The sequence below is a fragment of the Gracilibacillus phocaeensis genome, assembly GCF_900626275.1.
In the GTDB taxonomy this organism is placed as follows: Bacteria; Bacillota; Bacilli; order Bacillales; family Amphibacillaceae; genus Gracilibacillus; species Gracilibacillus timonensis.
The window spans coordinates 1064376-1083054 of record NZ_LR131145.1; the positions used below are offsets into that span (position 1 = coordinate 1064376).

General features: G+C 34.2%; 13 protein-coding genes and 1 pseudogene. All 14 read right to left on the reverse strand.

All coding sequences use genetic code 11. From position 1 onward, the window contains the following. Window positions 1-689 precede the first annotated feature (689 nt). The 14 genes and pseudogenes from E0E32_RS21095 to E0E32_RS21160 all read right to left on the reverse strand — a co-directional run bounded on the left by E0E32_RS21095 (window position 690) and on the right by E0E32_RS21160 (window position 18674). Window positions 690-1178: a hypothetical protein gene (locus E0E32_RS21095; RefSeq protein ID WP_130860759.1), complete on the reverse strand. Its 489-nt coding sequence runs from the start codon at window positions 1176-1178 to the stop codon at window positions 690-692. A 32-nt stretch (window positions 1179-1210) separates the two neighbouring features. Further along, window positions 1211-2188, reverse strand: coding sequence for a DUF6731 family protein (locus E0E32_RS21100; RefSeq protein ID WP_130860761.1), 978 nt, complete (start codon window positions 2186-2188; stop codon window positions 1211-1213). A gap of 252 nt (window positions 2189-2440) precedes the next feature. After that, window positions 2441-3439, reverse strand: coding sequence for a DEAD/DEAH box helicase family protein (locus E0E32_RS21105; RefSeq protein ID WP_130860763.1), 999 nt, complete (start codon window positions 3437-3439; stop codon window positions 2441-2443). Then, window positions 3424-4983 (reverse strand): ATP-dependent nuclease, encoded by a 1560-nt coding sequence (locus E0E32_RS21110; protein ID WP_130860765.1) that lies wholly within the window; start codon window positions 4981-4983, stop codon window positions 3424-3426. The genes E0E32_RS21105 and E0E32_RS21110 overlap by 16 nt, the downstream gene beginning before the upstream one ends. Before the next feature lie 32 nt (window positions 4984-5015). Next, window positions 5016-5327, reverse strand: coding sequence for a hypothetical protein (locus tag E0E32_RS21115; protein ID WP_130860767.1), 312 nt, complete (start codon window positions 5325-5327; stop codon window positions 5016-5018). A gap of 23 nt (window positions 5328-5350) precedes the next feature. Next, on the reverse strand, window positions 5351-8389 hold the full coding sequence (locus tag E0E32_RS21120; protein WP_130860769.1) for a type I restriction endonuclease subunit R: 3039 nt from the start codon (window positions 8387-8389) through the stop codon (window positions 5351-5353). After that, a complete protein-coding gene (locus E0E32_RS21125; protein WP_130860771.1) occupies window positions 8390-9706 on the reverse strand; it encodes a restriction endonuclease subunit S in 1317 nt (438 codons plus the stop codon). Then, window positions 9699-11477 carry a type I restriction-modification system subunit M gene (locus E0E32_RS21130; RefSeq protein ID WP_130860773.1) on the reverse strand — a complete coding sequence of 593 codons (1779 nt, stop codon included), beginning with the start codon at window positions 11475-11477 and terminating at the stop codon, window positions 9699-9701. Before E0E32_RS21130 ends, E0E32_RS21125 begins: the two co-directional genes overlap by 8 nt. Before the next feature lie 533 nt (window positions 11478-12010). Beyond that, window positions 12011-13615 carry an LPD25 domain-containing protein gene (locus E0E32_RS21135; protein WP_130860775.1) on the reverse strand — a complete coding sequence of 535 codons (1605 nt, stop codon included), beginning with the start codon at window positions 13613-13615 and terminating at the stop codon, window positions 12011-12013. A 181-nt stretch (window positions 13616-13796) separates the two neighbouring features. Beyond that, on the reverse strand, window positions 13797-14021 hold the full coding sequence (locus tag E0E32_RS21140; RefSeq protein ID WP_058950455.1) for a hypothetical protein: 225 nt from the start codon (window positions 14019-14021) through the stop codon (window positions 13797-13799). 5 nt (window positions 14022-14026) lie between these two features. Beyond that, window positions 14027-16153: a type IA DNA topoisomerase gene (locus E0E32_RS21145; protein WP_130860777.1), complete on the reverse strand. Its 2127-nt coding sequence runs from the start codon at window positions 16151-16153 to the stop codon at window positions 14027-14029. A 26-nt stretch (window positions 16154-16179) separates the two neighbouring features. Beyond that, a pseudogene (locus E0E32_RS21155) lies at window positions 16180-17270 on the reverse strand (JAB domain-containing protein). Next, a complete protein-coding gene (locus E0E32_RS22465) occupies window positions 17263-17418 on the reverse strand; it encodes a hypothetical protein (protein ID WP_165445121.1) in 156 nt (51 codons plus the stop codon). The pseudogene E0E32_RS21155 and the gene E0E32_RS22465 overlap by 8 nt, the downstream one beginning before the upstream one ends. A 266-nt stretch (window positions 17419-17684) precedes the next feature. Continuing rightward, the gene (locus tag E0E32_RS21160) at window positions 17685-18674 is read right to left on the reverse strand and encodes a hypothetical protein (protein ID WP_130860783.1); all 990 of its coding nucleotides are present in this window, start codon (window positions 18672-18674) and stop codon (window positions 17685-17687) included. Between the last annotated feature and the right edge of the window lie 5 nt (window positions 18675-18679).

Below are 18679 nucleotides of genomic sequence, written 5' to 3' on the forward strand. Positions count from 1 at the left end.
TTTTCGAAGTGAGGAGGTAGAAGATTGGAAGTATATGTTCCATTATTTAAGGTATTTGTTTTGTTAATCGAACTAATGACATTTTACACTATCCTTAAATCCACTTTACTATATCATCAAAAAAACCAAACAAGGCACTCTGCGCAAATTGTTATAATAAGTTTTTTAATTGGATGCATAGTCGTACTAGCTACCTTATTTATCACATTATTTTTATTTTGAGTTACTATCTGAGATTAAACACAAGCATATCAAATATAGAGAATTTATCCGTCTATCTGCAGTGGAAACGATGCTAAAAAGTGGGTGAAAAGAATGAAGGGGTAAGTTGGCATAGTGTTTAAAATTTAAATCATACAAAAAAGCACTCCCCAAATAAATGAGAAGTGCTGTAAACACTGATATTAACGTTTCGAGAACTGTGGGAGTTAGTAAAATCAAGGCTTGCAGGCACTTTTGTATGCTACTTGTATGTTACGTGGAATTATCCACAGATTTACAAAGCAAGCAAAAAATGAAATAGGACATATATCTTTTTTGTTAAAGCGAGTCTTTAAGCGTTATCACAGGAAAGATATCTTAAATAACTTGAACAATTAAGCCTTCCAACTTAAATTTTAGATGCTCTCAATAACTTTTAACTTTTGACAACACAGAATCAGTATACAATAACAACAAACGCTCCTTGATTATTTTTGAATCTTTCTTGTTGGTATATCAAAGTTTTTCACAATTATATCTGTTACCAATTTAACTGAATGAAAGGAACCAATTGTCATTGACCAAAAAAAATAGGACCACATTGCAACTCCAATGGCAGAATATATCCTTCCTGGGGATGGCGGCAATAAGGATATTATTATAGAAAGAGTTACAACAATTAAACCATGATGGATTAACTTTCTAAGGCTTATATATAATCTTGTCTGAAATGAAGGCATTAAATGTTTCAACCTTGAGAAGGCAGGGCTCTCTTGTAATGTTATTAGTAAAGTTAAGAAAACTCCGTTCACACCTATTACAATAGATGAAAATGTTATGATATTACTAACCGTTTCTCTAATTCCGTCTATTATAGTAAAAAAGTATAAAAAGGCTGTCATCAAACTAAAAAAAACAGAAATTAAATTAGAATGTTTTTCCCAAACGCCCTCTAGTGTATCTAATAATTTCTCCATTTTTTGTCCTCAGCCTCCTTATAGTAGTTACTCTAACGAACCAATACTCTTCTTAACTCATATCTTTGTGTATCAAAAATCTCAAGAAAAGTTTGATATAGATACTCGTGACCAACAGTTTGTCGTGGTGCTACATCCACTGAAACGCGAACAGTCATTCTTGGTTCTATCAGGTTTATAGTTTCTACATCAGCCTCTTCATCATACAGTGCAGTAACTTCCATCTTGGGTTTTGATTCTCCAATGGCTTCAAATCTTCGAATAGCTGACTGAACATACTCTTGATTTAGTGAAGAGGTTCTTTCCGTCCTTCCTAGGGATATGGTAATATCGATATTAAGTCCGCTACTTTGGTGTAACAATCTTCTGGCATCGGTTAATAGACTGTCATCATCTAATGCAGCATCCATCATAAAATCGGAGCCCTTGAGTCTTATCTTTTTAAAATAATCCGATTCAATAACTTTTTGCACCTTGGAATTATCAATAATTGGGTTTAGTTTCACGACCAAAGGAACTTCTTCAGTTCTTCCCATTCTATCCAAATATTTAAATCTCAGTTGTGTTAGAACATGTTCTGTCTGTGCAACAGATAAACCATATAAATTAGATTGCATTATTAAAGCCTTATATGTATTATCAAATACTATGCTATTAAATTCTCCAATATACTCATCTTGGTCCAACAAAATATCTTCTTTAATCTCTCCGAATTTCTTTTTGGAAGGTATGTTAGTTTCTCTTAATTTGGATAACTGGAAACTATATAGGTCTCGACGTTCATCATAATGATACGAGTCTTTTTCAACTTCAGAGTACTCTGTTCCAATATCTACGGTAGTACTAATCTCCCGCCGGTTCACCATTAAATAATCTAGAAAATCGGACATGTCCCAAACATTTGCTTGAAATGGTATATCTTCATCTTCATTTAAATCCCGTCTTATTGCATCCTCCGCTGGAACTAAATTAACTTCAAAATAGTTAAAACGAATATATTTTCTTGCCATTTAAATCCCCCTTTATAGTATATTTCGACATAAAGAGTGGATATTCCTGCTTTTATTTTCAATTCGAACTGGGGTTTATAGTATTATGAGTAGTATTAAGACCTACATTGTCAAAAGAATATGGATTTGTTAATATTCTGACTTTCTACACACACCCACTTCCACTATCATTGAATACTATTAAATGAATCAAACCAGTTCGATTTAATTCTAAAAAGACACCAACGAGATATATTTCATATCTTATATTCACTAATATTTTCTGTAATCATCAGGAATTTTTCTTTGATCAATAAAATATAAATCGCCTTCTGTTCGAGTACATGCTACATAAAATTTTCTAAGCGTCTGAGTAGCCAATGTATGCAAGTTATCTGGATATTTCTTTAAAGTGGTTGGATTAAGAACAACACAGACACTTGAATAACTCAGCCCCTTAGAGTTGCCCCAATTGTTGCAATTCAATGAATATTTATTTGAATTTTGATAGAATAATTTCGTTACTTTATCATTATCCAAAACGGCTTTTATTTCCTTAGTATCTTCCAAATATTTTATTTGTGTTCTATCTTGTCTGTGTGAATCCATTTTTATTCTTAATTTATCAGTCACGAATGAACTTACACTGTTTGAGCACCGATGGCTCGCTACTAGTAATTCATCATCAAAAAAGTATCCTTCTTTTGCAAACCTATTTTTGTACTCCTTGTAAGTCGCAAATACGCCTCTTCCTTTGTTTCCTCTTCGGCTTGACGCAAACGTAGACTGATAAAAGTCCCCCACTAACGTAACCGGTATTTGTAACTCACTCAAACTCATTAACCAATCAAAATCATCTGAAGTTAAATCCTGTACTTCATCAATATATAGATGATCAAAAAAGTAATCAATTCTTTCCAAATATGGTAGTTTTTCTAGTAATAAAAATCTTGACAATTGATTAGAATATATCTGTCCCGATGAATTATGGTATCCTTTTAAAAACATAGGGGGGCGGTCAAAACATATGCCGTTTAATGGGTGTTTTGATTGTAATGGTCTATAACAAAACCCATACAAAAACTCAAACAAACCAAATATGTGAATATTATTAGGAAAATGACCAAATTTTTTGATAAGTTTTCGTCTTAACGTCTCTTGATTTGCTTGAGTATATGTTATCACTGCTACTCTTTTTTCTGAATTTAATTGTTCTAAAAGAGATGATGTCTTTCCAGCACCGGCTACTGCATGAATCATAAGTTTATCCATTGATAAGCCTCTTTTATATGTGTGGGAATCTCAAATTTATTATATAGACTATCATTTTCTAACAAATTCAGTAATCGAAAAGCTGCTTCTGCTTTATTGGATAACATATATGCTTGCACACCGTTACTCATTTGTGGATTTTTAAGATACTCTTCAAAAAAAGTATGGTTATTTTTATACAAGCAAACCTCGAAAGTAAATTCATCTTCATTTTCTGGAGCAAAAATTTCAATATTATCATATTTATACTCACTATATAAATCGAGAATATTTTTTTGATAATCTCTATCATTATCCGTAATAACCGCTACTTTTTTACCCAGTTTCAGTGCAATCTCAAGATATCTTTTAAAAGACAAACCTCCGACAGAAATCATAGAGATTCCATTATCATACATATCTTCTTTTCTGAGTTCTTTGTAAAAGGAATTCAGTAAAATATATTCTGCGTCACCTTCAACGAGTATAACTTTATCTGATAAAATAAAATTTAACACATTATTGTCTGGTGATTTCTGAAAAAAACGAGAAGTTTCACCATCCAAATCATTTAATTTAACGCCTCTCCCTTCAGCTAGAAAAAGCGCATTTTGCAAGTCTAACCTGGTTGCTATCATATTACTATGCGTAGCTATAAATATTTGCTTTTCATTTGATTCATCGATTCTTTGTATTAATTTATGCATATTTAAATGACTCAAATGGTTTTCGGGTTCTTCTATTAATATCACATTGGTTGAGTCTTTAGTACGCGATAACGCAAACTCTATGTTTAAAAACATACTGTCCCCACGCCCAAAATTTGTAATATCTATATTATCTTTCTGAATGGTCAAATTTTCTTCTAGAACTTTACCTTTATGTGTATTTAGCCTTAATTGATAATTTGAATCATCTGCTGACTTTAGGACTTTTTCTGAAAACCTGTGACTTTCTTCTCTGTATTGATGCTGTAATTTTGCGCGCTCTTCCTTTGTCTTCTCTTTTAAATAGAAACTTTCAATAAAACTTTGGGTTGCACGTTGAGAATTTACTTTTGTTGAATCTATAACGGAATAGTTTAGATAACGTTTGTAACTATTATAAGTTCTACCATCAAAAGTTTTAAATTCAACTTTATAATAGTCAAACGGAAATATATCACTGTTTTCCAATACGTCAGCAATTTCTTTTGAATATTCCTCATTAGGCCGTAATGACATTGAAAGGCCACTTTGTTCAACAGACTCTGAATTATGTATACCCATTAGCTCATATCGATTATGATTGTCTGCTATAAATAACTCAATTTTTAAAACAGGCAAATCTTCATATTTCTTTTCACTTGTTAAATAACTATGTATTACCTCCGTGTTAAATAAAGACTGTATTCCTATATTTTCGATACTGCGATCATTCGCTCCTAAAACATGTCCTATCGCCTCTATTAATGAAGTTTTGCCAGCGCCGTTCTCGCCAATAAAAATATTTCGAATAGGATTTAATTTTAATTCAAGATCCTTGAATTGCTTATAATTTCTTATTTTAATTCGATCTATGTACATTTTTATCCCCCTGAGAATGATTAATTGTTAAATCAGGTTAGCCCTTTCAACTTCCTATAGAAGTCATTATCTTCAAGGTCTATCGCATCTGAATTTTTAATTGTACTTTGATTTGCTATAAGCAATTCGATATCTTTAATGCATTTCTTTATATCTGAAGGCTTTGTTGTCAGATGAATATCAATTTCTTTATCCAAATTCACCTTTTGCTTAAGCAGCGAGAGCGACTCTGAAATCACTTCGATTATCTTCTTATCTTGATAAAAGGCAATATCTTTAAAGTCTTGAAAATCCTCTGGGTAAATACGGACAGATTTATAATATTGACGACTTTTTGCGCTCATCGATTACACCTCAAACCTACTTTTTATTCGCTCCTTAATTCCTTGTAAATCTCTTTTGCAACCGCCATCATAATTGTATTATAATACGATTTATCTTCAAATAGTTTCGAATAAGAATCCATTTGTTCCATATATAAGTCTTGAGAAGCTTTTTCGAAAACCCCAGGAAACAGGCTTTTTTCAAACATTTCCTCATCATTATTTCTTGCAAGGCTTTTTAATCGATCATTGGATTCTTTCGCTTTACGTGTAACCCCCTCAATAATGACACGATCAGATTCAGATATTTTACCATCGTATTTTTCATTTACTCGTCTCACGATATTTTCTAGTAAGTCATCGTCTTCTGGTGGTTTAATTCCAGTCTCTACGTTATCTGGGTTACTTAATTGGTAGCCATTAGTATTTTTTTCTAATGCGATATCCCCGTTAAAAGTTTGTTCCAGCTTGTAATACTCCAGTTTCACTTTGTCTTTAATATCAATTTTTCCAGTACTATTCTTGGGAATGAATTTAATCAAATAGGAATTGAAGATAAATTCCTCATGCAACTCTTTATCAAACATCCTTGTTAATTGTGTAATGTAGGAATACCATTTATTAAAATTACGAACAGTCACTCGAAACTCATATTGCTGCTGGTCGTCTAGTTCCTCATATCTTTTAATAATTGGTACCAAGTGACTCGCTATTCTTCCCAAATCCTTATCTGATTGGCTGCCATTTTTCAAATAAATTTTAGTGAGTTTTTTAATGTCTTGATCATTATAAATTTTATAATTTCTAAGCTTTGTTTTCGTATCATAAATAAGGTTAACATCAATTTCTTTGTCTAATTCTGTTACTTCATAAAATGGCTGAAAGGCCTTCTGAATATCTTCCGCCTCGTTTACAAAATCCAATATAAAGGTATTATTTTTATTTGGATGCGTACGATTCAACCGGGAAAGAGTTTGGACAGCCTTCACACCAGAAAGTTTTTTATCAACAAACATGGTATGTAGTAACGGTTCATCAAACCCAGTTTGATATTTCTCAGCAACTACTAGAACATTGAATTCATCGGTATGAAACGTTTCTTTTAGTTGGTTTTCTTTCACCCATTTACCATCTTTTGTTTTATTTAAATGTTCTTCTGTGTACTCTTCATTTTCATCAGGAACTGTCCCAGAAAATGCAACGAGCACATCCATATCGCTATATCCTTTATTCTTTATATAACGCTTAAACTCAAAAAAATAACGAACAGCATGCAAACGTGAAGCTGTGACCACCATCGCTTTGGCTCTGCCGCCAATTTCATGTTGTGTTACATTTCGAAAATGCTCAATCATAATAGCTGTTTTCTGTTGTAAATTATGAGGATGTAAAGACTGATAGCGTCTAATAGCTTTTACACCTTGAGTTGTTGATAATTCCGGGTTATCCGGTGTATTCTTAGCAATTTTATAAGACATTTGATAGGTCATATAGTTTTGCAGGACATCTAAAATAAATCTTTCTTCAATTGCTTGCCGCATGCCATAAATATGAAACGGTCGAAACGAATCATCAGATTGTTTTGTTCCAAACATCTCAAGTGTTTTTTCTTTAGGGGTAGCTGTAAAAGCAAAGAAGCTTAAATTGTCATGGCTTCCATGTGATAATAGTTCTTGTACAAGTTTATCTTCTTGATCTGGCGTATTTTCCTCAATTTCAGCTTCCAGCTCCGCATATTCCCTTAAGGCTTCTTCTGTATCAGCAAGTGCTGCCTTTAACTTTTTAGCACTTGTTCCTGTTTGGGAGGAATGTGCTTCATCCACAAGAACCGCAAATCTATTTCCTTGATTAACATCTACCTCTTCATAAATAACAGGAAACTTTTGCAGTGTTGTAATGATAATGCGTTTACCATCATTAATAGCATTTTTTAAATCCCTCGATGTTTTTCTTTCACCAATTGTTTCCACTAATCCATCCGTGTGATCGAAGCTGGAGATTGTGTCTTGCAATTGGCGGTCTAAAACAGTACGGTCTGTTACAACAATAACGGAATTAAATATGCTTTTATCATCATCGTCATGTAAGCTAGCGAGATGATATGCTAACCATGCGATACTATTGGACTTCCCAGACCCTGCACTATGCTGAATAAGATAATTATCACCACTTCCTTTTATTCGCACAGTGTGAACCAGCTTCCTGACAACATCTAACTGATGAAAACGAGGAAAAATTAATTTTGAACTTACTTTATTTTGCTCACGTCCATTTTTTACTACCTTTTGTTTTTTCACTTCCAAGTGCATAAAACGATGAATAATGTTCATTAAGCTATCTTTATGAAGTACTTTTTCCCACAGATAGGACGTAATATAACCATCCGGGTTCTCAGGGTTTCCTGCACCACCAACTTCTCCAGCACCATTCGTCCCTTGATTAAAAGGTAAAAAGAAAGTCTCTTTTCCATCTAGCTTAGTTGTCATCCATACTTCATTTAAATCAGCAACAAAATAAACGAGTACTCGTTTATTAAACTGAAATATTTTTTCTCTTGGATTACGGTCATACATAAATTGTTTCTTCCCATGTTCCACTGATTGTCCTTTGATTTGATTCTTTAGTTCCATTGCGACAATCGGAATCCCATTAAGTGATAAGACCATGTCCAAAGAATTATGATTGGCTGTTGAATAAGCAAACTGACGTGTAACTATTAATTTATTCGCTTGATAGTTTTGTATCGTTTTTTCATTTAAGGACGATTCAGGTCGAAAGAAAGCAATTTTCAATTTGACCCCACGATCTGTGATACCATTTCGTAGTATATGCAACATACCATTAGATTCAATTTCATCGCTTAATCGTTTATATAACTGCTCGGAAGCTTGATCCCCATATATTTTATTGTACCTGACCCATGCCTTTTCTTGTGTTTCTTGAATAAATTCTATTAATGGGTTCATATCAATAGCTTTTTCTTTGTCATAGTTTAATTGATTACCTTTAACATAGCCACCTTCAGTTAATAGGTATGTTTCAATATCCTCTTCAAAACGCTTTTCTGTATCTTCAAAAGCCAATTACATAACCTCCTTCTTGCCTGTGACGTATTCGTAGATGAGGGACTTTTTATAATTTTCCAACTCAAATATCAATTTATCTTTATTACTTATAATCTGATTAATTGATTGTACTTTGCCATCTAAATATGTGGAAATTTGTATTTGTTCATCTAACGGTGGAAGAATCAATCGAAACTCTTTAATGTCTTTCTGGAACAAATGGGGCACGCCCATTCCGTCTTTCTTTACCCTAATTTCGTTTTGAATATAATCACTCATTATCAAATAATATAAATATATTGCATCTAAACTTACAGCAGGTGTTAATACTGCTATAGAACTATTTACTGTGGCATCTTCACATAATGATCTAACAATATTTACAGTCCCTAAAGTTGACCCATCTTTAGTCAATAACACATCGTTTTTTGATAATTTAATTTCCGGGGACTCATCATATCTTTCCCGTGTTATATAGTTAACGTTGTTAAAATCAATATATTCTCCCTTTATATTAGGGGTGGATAAAAACGCAATACCCTTATCGACATACTCAGATGCTTTCAAGCCTTTCCAACCAAGTCTCGCCCTAATATATATTTCATATTTAAAATATGATAAATCCCAGTGTTTTGGAATACTTTCTATCCACTTCACTCCACTTTCTTTCATTTCAATACCTGGATACAGCCCTTTTGTTACAGTCTCAGTAATTAACGATTGTTTATATTTTTTTAGTTCCTCAATAGACTGTTTTGTTTTCTCGATAATGGAATCAATTTGGTATGTTTTTTCATCTAAGAAGCTAATTATTTTTTGTTGCTCATGTACAGGTGCTAATGGAATCTTGGATTTTCTTAAATCACCTGCAGCAATTCCTTCTCTATTATTACCACCAGCATAATAACTTCGATTAAATCTATATGATGCTTTAAAACAGTAATATAAAAATTTATAATGCAAAAATTCTTTATTACAAATAAAACCAACCAAAGATTGATTAGATGATGCCTCTATCATTAATATAGCAGACATACCTTTTGTTTTTCCCTGACCATTCAACGCTACTATAACAGTACTAATCGGAAATAGTTTTGCCGAAGAATTATTTAATCCAGATTCAGTTATTTTTTCATTTGTTTCGTAAATAAATTCTTTATTAACTTCTCCTGAAGAGGCCCAAGGAATTTCTCCTCCAATCCAATATTTTTCATTGTTTCTAGAAGGAGTTCCACCAGAATACGAATTAGTTATTCTACTTAATTTTTCTGTTCTCCAATGAACCGGTATATCACTTATCCATTCAATGCCACTATCTTTCATTTCTCTAAGCATCAACTTTCACTTCCTCACCTGACAAGGCTTCAAAGGATTTCACAATCTCTTTTTCTATTTCTCTAATACGAGCTGCAATAGCATCTGCTTTTTCTGGTTGTTCAAATTTATAAAAAAGACGTGTGAATGGTATTTCGTATCCAATTTTAGTTTTCTTCTCATCAACCCAAGCATCAGGATTAAATGGCTTTATTTCTTTTTCCACATATGATTGAATGTTCTCTTTTAATGGAATTTCCTCTGTGTCTCTTTTTTCTTTATCTGCTACAGGTTTATTCTTTTTCAAGACGATATTACCTTCTTCGTCATACTGAGGTGTTTCCACTGTGACTTTATAAAAACCGAAATCATCGTTATCTAATATCTTCGATTCAATCGTTCCTTCCCCTAACGAATACTCTTTATTTAAAAAGTCACCGTATGCCTTTACGATCACTTCACGACAAGCCTCACTGATATCAACCCGTTTACTCCCAATGTTATTTCTTCGTTTTTCATACATATTGGATGCATCAAGTAACTGTACTTTCCCAATGCGATGTTTCGGCTTATCTTTCGTTAACACCCATACATATGTAGCAATACCAGTGTTGTAAAAAGAATCATTAGGCAGCTGAACAATAGCTTCTAAGTAATCATTCTCAATGACATGGCGACGGATTTCACTTTCCCCACCACCGGCATTTCCACTAAATAAAGCTGACCCGTTATGTATTATAGCCATTCTGCCAGTATCTTTTAATTTACTTAAACCATTTAATAAAAAAAGAAGTTGACCGTCATTCTTCTTGGGTAGCCCAACACCAAACCGACCGGTTTCTCCACGGTCATGTTCTTCTTTTACTTTTTTATACTCTGATTTCCAATCTGTCCCGAACGGCGGATTGGAAATACAATAGTCAAAGGTATAACCCTCGAATTGATCTTCCGTTAGTGTGTTTCCTAATCTCATATTATTTGAGTCACCATTTCGAATCATCGTATCTGCTTTGGCAATCGCAAAAGTTTGTTCATTAATTTCCTGTCCAAAAGTAGTAACATCCGCCTCGGCATCCAGTGCTTTTAACCGTTCTTCCATGGCACTCAGCATCTGGGAGGTACCCATCGTCTGGTCATATACTGTTTTTGCAACACCTTCATCAATTAATACATCTTTCTCTTCTGCAATTAATAAATCTGTCATGAGATAAATAATGTCGCGACTGGTAAAGTGAGAACCTGCTTCCTCATCATAGCTCTCAGAAAACTTTTTAATGAGTTCTTCAAATATGTACCCCATATCGGTGCTTGTAATTCTGTCTGGCCCCATGTACGCCTTTTCCGAATTAAACTCTTGGATGATAAAGAATAATTTATCATTATTGGCAAGTTTTCTTATCTCTCGTTCAAATTCAAAGTTCTTTAAAACGTCTTGAACGTTTTCAGAAAACCCATTTAAATAGGCTAGAAAGTTTTCTTCGATATTATCCGGTTCAGCAAGGAGACGTTCAAAAGTAAAATTGCTTACATTATAAAACCCATACCCGGAAGCTTTTTGTAGGAATCCTTCTTTTACTTCTAAATGTTTTACTTTTTGATAGGTTTCTTGTACTTTGTCTCTAGTTGGTAATAACGTATCATGAAAGCGCTTTATTACCGTCATCGGCAGTACAACCTCCCCATACTGATGGGGTTTATATAATCCTCTAATCGAATCTGCTATACTCCAGATTAAGTTAGCTTTTTCTTGAATATTTATGCCTGTTTGTTGGTGAAACATACTTTCATTCATTCATACAACCTCACTTTTAAAATTCTATTAAAATATGTATTGTTTTCTTTAAAGATAACACAAAAGGCACATAAATAACACAAACCCACTTTAATAATTAAGTGCACAAAAAATATTATATTTTAAAAGTTGGCATATTATTTTTTGATTTTATTCTTTATAACCATTCAATCTGATGAACCATACATGTTTATTTAATGGTGAAAATAAGGTATACTATACATAGAAACACATACAATAATAAAAGACCGCCCATGCTCTAACATGGAACGGTCTCGTGTGTAACAGCCCTTCAAGGGGGCAGCTCACATTGTTAAGTTGGAAAAGGTAACCAACCCAAATGCTTGCTAGGCGATCAATGGGTGGTTACTTTTTTTGTTGTGACAGTATGGCTACAATTAAGGTTGCGAAAGAGATCATCAACCAATGCTTCGAATACTGTCATGTTATCACCCCCTTTCAAAAAAGGGGTGAACTACCACCCATGAAAGCCCTATTACACTAATAGCAAGTATATCAAACTATGAAGATTTTCACATCATTTTCATGTCTACTGTTTGTAATTTTCTTTTGTCGCTTTTTCCTTTAAACCATTCATCAATATCTTTTCTTTCATTCTTCAACAAAAGGCCATAAACCACATCATCAAGCATCATTTTCTGTTCTTCAGTAAGATTTCCTTCCCTTCTAGCCTGATGGTGCGGATTCAAAAATTCGCCATCTCCAATATCTAGCCGATCCATACTAACAACTTCCATCTTTGAATTATCACTTTCAGGAAACACAATATGATAACGAGTTTTATAGTATCTATTATCATCCTGATACTTTTCTTCCAGCTGCTCTACCATTTCATTGCCTTGTGCAAAGTCTATCATTGAATCAGTTTCTAATTCTGGTGCCTCCGATGATTCAATAAATATTTGTGGTTGTTCAATATCCAAATCATATCGCTTTAACCATGCTTTGCATTTTACAATATGGTCAAATTCCGCCGTCCAAGCTTCACCTGTTGAATTATCAACTCCGACAACGACATCACCATCCACATAATAATATAATCCCTTTGTATGCTCTTCTTCCTTATGATCAATTACATAATCCATCCCCGCTTTATTAACTTCTGTCAGTTCTGATAGATCTTTCCTGTCGTGAACAGCCTGTATGAACACATCTTTTCCATTTTCCATGCCTTTCTCCTGTTCTTTCATCAATTCAGGCTCCATGGTTTCTATAAACTCTACAGCTGCTCCCCTTACTTCTTCAAGTAACTGCGCTTTATCCTTTAATTCCTTTCCCTGTGTCCAGTTTACAAGATAGCCCAAAGAATAATCACTTGTATCAATATCAAAGTACGAGGCTACTGCATAAGCTGTCATTTCCGCTTGGAATTCTTTTTCTTCTGAAGTTAGATTGAAATGCTTATCGGGTGTACCATGCAACTTGGCATGGGCCAGTTCATGGATTAATGTTTTCACGTTTTGCAATTCGCCATTGCGTGGATTTAAACCAATATGATTTTTCCTGCCATCTATTCCTTGGTAAAATGCACCTTTAGCAGCACCTAGTTCCTCCATAGGCTCGCCAATCGTCACATCCTGTTTATCTCCCACTTTTTGCAGGGCCTCTAACATATCTTGATAGTTTGCAACGTCACCCTCCAGCCATCTATTTGGAAAAATATCTGGAAGGTCACTAGCTTTTGCATCAGTTTGCGAAACATCGAAAACGCTGCCCTTTCCAAAATACAACCCACTTCCCTTTTTCTCTAATTCCCCTTTGTTGATTAATTCTTTTTCCTGCTCTGTCGCCTTTTTGATACTTTTCCATCTGCCGTTCTCATCTTTAAATTTCGGCTGCGCCTTATTTGGCACTAAAATTTGAATGGCTTTTTCTCCTTTTTGCACTTGAAAGCCTTTTTCCTGCCAAAACTTATAACTTCCTATTGCTTGCGCTCCCTTAAATTGACCCTGAATTAAGGCTGTATTTCGTAATGAATATTGATAAAACTGCATCATGAAAGCTAGATGTTCGGCCATTTGTTCAGGTGTTTCAAAATAGGATTCAATGGACTGATTCATCGTTTCTGTTAATTGTTTCACTTCTTCCTGTTTTTGTTCGAATGTTTTTCTTTTCATGAAATATCATCCTCCCATAAAATAAAAGGAACTCCCATCAGGAAGCCCCTTAGATATATCAGCAATTTATTTTCCCAGCCTATTAATCTTTCATATACAGAATAAAAAAGACCGCTACATCAGCGATCAACATCTTTTTTTACATACAGTTTTCACTAAACGGCTTCCCCTTAGTGGTATCTCAAGCTGGTTCACCCTCCAAGATGACTGCTTTCTCCTTTATATCCAATGGAATCAATGCTTCTTCATCTGCTTGATTTATCATTTCTATAGCATCCTTTGTGACTGCATCTACTTCAACTTCTATTTCCCCAGCATCAACAATGAAAACAACACTAGCTTCTTTAATTTCCTTTACATACCCTAAATCAACCATCTTATATGCCCCATTTACATACATATCCATCACGATCATCCTTTCGGGAATTCAAATGTCATTTTTTGCTCGGTTTGATCATAGCGTAAAGACGCATCAAACTTTTTTCCTTTTTTACTTGTAAATCCTTTGATTAAATTGGTTTTTTCGCCACCCAATAACTTTTTAATGTTTATCTGACTTATGGATTTGCCAAGGAATTTCTTTGGTAACGTAAATGTACACCCTTCACGATAACGGCTGCACCCATAAAATTTTCCTTTATCTTGAATCTTTCCGTCTTCATGATTACAACGGGGACATTTTCCAATAAAAGATGGTTCATTCATCTGTTGCAAGGACTGTTCCATGCTACCAATTTTCTTAGGTGCTTCTTGCATTAAAGACTCAATCATTTGTTTGATTTTATCGAGAAACACTTCTTGTGATCCTTCATTTTCCCCGATTTTATTTAAATACGTTTCCCATTTCGCTGTCATTTCGGGACTAGCAAGTAACGTTCCTTCTACAGCCTGACAAAGTATTTTCCCTTTATCTAATACAGTTACTTGATTCTTTCTAATTCCAATATACAATTGGTGTTTTAAAGTTTCTATGATACTTGCTCTGGTGGCCTCTGTTCCAATACCTTCACTTTCTTTTAAAGTATGTTGCAATGCTTCGTCATCTACCTCTTTTCCAGCGTATTTCATCACATTAATCAGTTGCCCCTCGGTATAATACTTAGGGGCTTTTGTCTGTCCTTTCGCTATTTCTACATTAACTTGGCAAGCTTGATCTTTTTCCATTGCTGGTAAGACAATTTCCTTTTTCTTAGCTTGTTGTTGATTTTTAAATAATGATTTCCAGCCTAATTGTTTCTCAACCTTTCCAGTCGCTTCAAAGTTAATCCCTTTCACATCAATCGCTACCTTTGTTTCTTCATATTCATAGTCTGGAGCGAACATCGCTAAAGTAGTTGCAACCACTTCTTGATAAATATTCTTTTCTTTCTCGTTTAAGGCACTAAAATTTGGCGTTTGTTTTGTTGGAACGAGGGCATAGTGTTCAGCAACCTTCGTATTATCTACATATCGCTTCTGGGCATCAGGATAAACAACTTCAACATCTACCCCGATACATTCTTGATAGTTCGATAAATTGTTTTTGATATAACCAAATTCGCTATCAGTTATAAAGTGACTGTCCGTCCTAGGGTAAGACAGAACTTTCTTTTCGTATAGGCTTTGTGCAATCTTTAATACTTCGGACGGACTGTACTTCCATTGCTTGTTTGCCGTACTTTGCAAGGAAGATAAAGAATGTAGCTTTGGTGACTTTGTTCTTTTGCATTCTTTTTTCACTTCCTGAATAATACCATCATTTACACCAAGTAAAACGCCCTTTTCTTGCAATATATTTTGTGCTTCTTCTTTTGTTGCAAAGCGTTGTTTATGTTTCGCTTCAAACGAACCATTTGGCACTTGGACTTTCCCTTGAAAGGTAAAATAGTCTTGGGAAACAAAATCCTCAATTTCCTTTTGACGTTTGTATAATAAATAAAGGGTAGCTGTTTGTACCCTGCCAACGCTGAATACACCTTTCATCCCTTGCTTTTGCAGAAGCAATGTATATAATCTGGAAGCGTTCATTCCTACTAGCCAATCGCTATATTGCCTTGTTTGTGCTTCCTTATATAATGATAGATAATTATTTCCGTTGTTTAAATGACGGAATCCTTTTTGTATCTCATCCACTTCTAAAGAGTTAATCCACAATCGTTTTGTTGGTTTATGTGATGCACCAGCAAGTGATATGATACTTCTTGCAATGTTTTCTCCTTCACGATCACAGTCTGTAGCTACAATAATTTCTGTTGAATGATTTAAAAGTCTTTTCACTATATTGAATTGCTTTTTCTTATCTTTACTTACCTGAAAACGAAACTGCCCTGGAAACATGGGCAATTGATCTAATCTCCATATTTTCCATGTTTCGTTATATTGTTCAGGAGAAAGAAGTTCAACCAAATGCCCGTATCCCCAAGTGATATATGCTTTCTCCTTAAAAAAGCGACCATCATTTACCTCTATATAACCACCTTGTTTCTTTGTATGTTGAAGAGCATCTGCATACGCTTTTGCTTGACTCGGCTTTTCAGCTAAAATTAATGTATGTCCCATTAAAACGTTCTTCCCCTTTCTTTTGCTCACATTTCCATTTCAAATGCATGCTGTTTACCGCCTTCTGTCTTTGACTGCTTTTCAATGAGTTTTCTATAATCTTCATTGCTGCTAACATGTCCGGGAATATCTTTTGCAAAGGAATAGACATTCTTTTTTCCGACAATAAAATGATCCAATAACTGTACATCCAATTTTTCGGATATTTCTTTCAAACCTTTGGTCACATTTCTATCTTCAGCACTTGGTTCGGTATGCCTGAAGGATGGTTATGAAAAACGGCAACCTTTGATACATCTTCTCGCGACAATAATTCCTTTGTAAATACCTTCTTATCCACTATACTTGCATTTGGTGACCCTTTGAAAAGTTCTTTAACAGCTAGAACTTTCCCATCAGCATCACAAGCAATTACTCCAAACGATTCTTGCCAATCATACTGATAACCAACTTTCAAGCTTTTCTTCACCTTTGCATTATCTTTCAACATATGAGATCCAACAATCTCTTGATTAGCGAAAAAAGAAGTAAATTCGTCAAATCCTTGGTATGTGTTTATGCCATTTTGCAGATTATAAGCTGTCATGGTATGACCTTCACTTTCGGCAACACTATCCACAGATGTTGCATATTTATCGCGACTATACGGAATCATTTCCTGATTGGATGTGATTGTGTCGCTGAATTCGTTATAGCTAAATCCATCAATCACATCTATCCCAAATGTTTTAAAGTATTTGGTCATTTCTACTTCCTTACCAGTAGACATAGAACTGTTTGATAAATTAAACATGGATACACCGCCTGCATGTAAACCCTCTTTCAACACTCTTTTCAGATCATCTTGATCATGAAGTTTATATCGGCTTAAATGCAGTGGCTCGTTTTTGGTGGAACAAAACACAGATACCATCTCATCCTTGGAGGGCATTTTATTCTTCGTTACAAATTCAATAAAGTTTTGTGGAGAAGATATTCCTACTTCTTTGCTGTTCATTTGTCCTTTTGAGAAGTCTATAAAATCCACTAAACTTCTTACGGAATCATCATCCTTGGTTACTTTTTGATAAAGCTCCTCTTTGGACGTACAGCCAAAATGTTCATACAAATTATTCATCCGTATCACGGCCAATCTCTGCACGAATGAGCAATTCCTTCAATAAAAGAACATCCTTATCTTTCGGATTCGCCTGCATGAACTCCAGTAACTCCTTTTGACTGCCTACTCCAAAATAATCTAAAATACTCTTTTGGTTATTCGCCACTTAAATCATCCCTTTCTGTTTTTGTAAAACCTATCGATAAATCACATTAAAAACTGCATACAAAAAGCACAGAATTAATTACTGTGCTATTAAAACTGCTATTTACTTCTATAATCATGTGACATAGATGGATATATTCTTAAACAATCGCGCTCGATTGGTGAACAACCACATTACGAAATTTCTTCTCTAATGGATTGTAACGCATGTCATCGATGTAGGTTACTGAACACAGAAGCAAGTCATAACGACCCACTTCTTTGCGTTTATTCTTGTTTCAATAGTGCATCTGATTCTTTTAATTCCATTTCAGGAAGTAATGACAATTGTTGTTCTTTCTTGAATTCATTTTTTCTTTCTTGTAATCGTTCAATAAGTTTTTTTTCCACATCATTAAAGAAAATATCCTTTTCGGATAAATTCCATTTTTCTTCGTCTTTTTCCTCAAAGTAAATTTGAAATAACTTAGGGATAATTTCATGATAAACAAGTAATAATACTTGGGCTTTCATTTTCTTGTCTTCTAAATCTTCATAATTTCCGGAATACGAATCAGTTTCGACTGCAACAACGCCTTTGTCGTTTAGTCTCATTTCAATGTTTTCGTGTCCCGTATATTCTGTACGTAAAACAATTTGTTTAAGTAAATTACTTTCAAGAATAAACGAAAGTGTACTGATTAAGTTTAAAACTGTATCTCCTTGAGCAGACAATCTGTTTTCATCTCTAGTTTCACCACGAACACCAATGATACTATTTATGATAAGTGCTAATTCGTTTTGGCTTGAATCCGTAAACGAGAATTCATTTTCTTTATTTGATACGATTTTTACAAACCACATAAAAATATCGTTAAAAAATGAAAATTTATTTTCAATTATTTCATTTCTACCTCTGTATCCCAATAGTTTACGGAGCAACTTAAGAGCATCGTAATTTCTATTAATAATATAGTGAACCCGATTGCCATCACTATACAATATAATCAACCCCCTAATGAGTTGAGTACGTGCTTCAATTGGTGTAGAACCAGGGGTAATAGAGTTCATTGAAAATTCAATTACATTATAGGAATATACATGAGTATCTATTGTTACAGTTTGATTTTGTTCAAACGCCTTTTCCTTCTCTAGGTTAGAATAGCTAACCCCTCCATCGTTTGTTAGATTCTCATTCTCTGACATAATTAATTCTGTCGCTTCATCTAATGAAGCTATATCCCTATCGGTCCAACGCGTAGTAGAAAACCATGCCATCCAAT

What these genes read in the sequence shown, in the direction of transcription:
- E0E32_RS21105 (WP_130860763.1), bottom strand. Translation starts at nt 3,439, where the DNA reads ATGGATAAACTTATGATTCATGCAGTAGCCGGTGCTGGAAAGACATCA.
- E0E32_RS21140 (WP_058950455.1), bottom strand. Translation starts at nt 14,021, where the DNA reads ATGGATATGTATGTAAATGGGGCATATAAGATGGTTGATTTAGGGTAT.
- E0E32_RS21110 (WP_130860765.1), bottom strand. Translation starts at nt 4,983, where the DNA reads ATGTACATAGATCGAATTAAAATAAGAAATTATAAGCAATTCAAGGAT.
- E0E32_RS21115 (WP_130860767.1), bottom strand. Translation starts at nt 5,327, where the DNA reads ATGAGCGCAAAAAGTCGTCAATATTATAAATCTGTCCGTATTTACCCA.
- E0E32_RS21100 (WP_130860761.1), bottom strand. Translation starts at nt 2,188, where the DNA reads ATGGCAAGAAAATATATTCGTTTTAACTATTTTGAAGTTAATTTAGTT.
- E0E32_RS21135 (WP_130860775.1), bottom strand. Translation starts at nt 13,615, where the DNA reads ATGAAAAGAAAAACATTCGAACAAAAACAGGAAGAAGTGAAACAATTA.
- E0E32_RS21130 (WP_130860773.1), bottom strand. Translation starts at nt 11,477, where the DNA reads ATGAATGAAAGTATGTTTCACCAACAAACAGGCATAAATATTCAAGAA.
- E0E32_RS21145 (WP_130860777.1), bottom strand. Translation starts at nt 16,153, where the DNA reads ATGGGACATACATTAATTTTAGCTGAAAAGCCGAGTCAAGCAAAAGCG.
- E0E32_RS21125 (WP_130860771.1), bottom strand. Translation starts at nt 9,706, where the DNA reads ATGCTTAGAGAAATGAAAGATAGTGGCATTGAATGGATAAGTGATATA.
- E0E32_RS21095 (WP_130860759.1), bottom strand. Translation starts at nt 1,178, where the DNA reads ATGGAGAAATTATTAGATACACTAGAGGGCGTTTGGGAAAAACATTCT.
- E0E32_RS21160 (WP_130860783.1), bottom strand. Translation starts at nt 18,674, where the DNA reads ATGGCATGGTTTTCTACTACGCGTTGGACCGATAGGGATATAGCTTCA.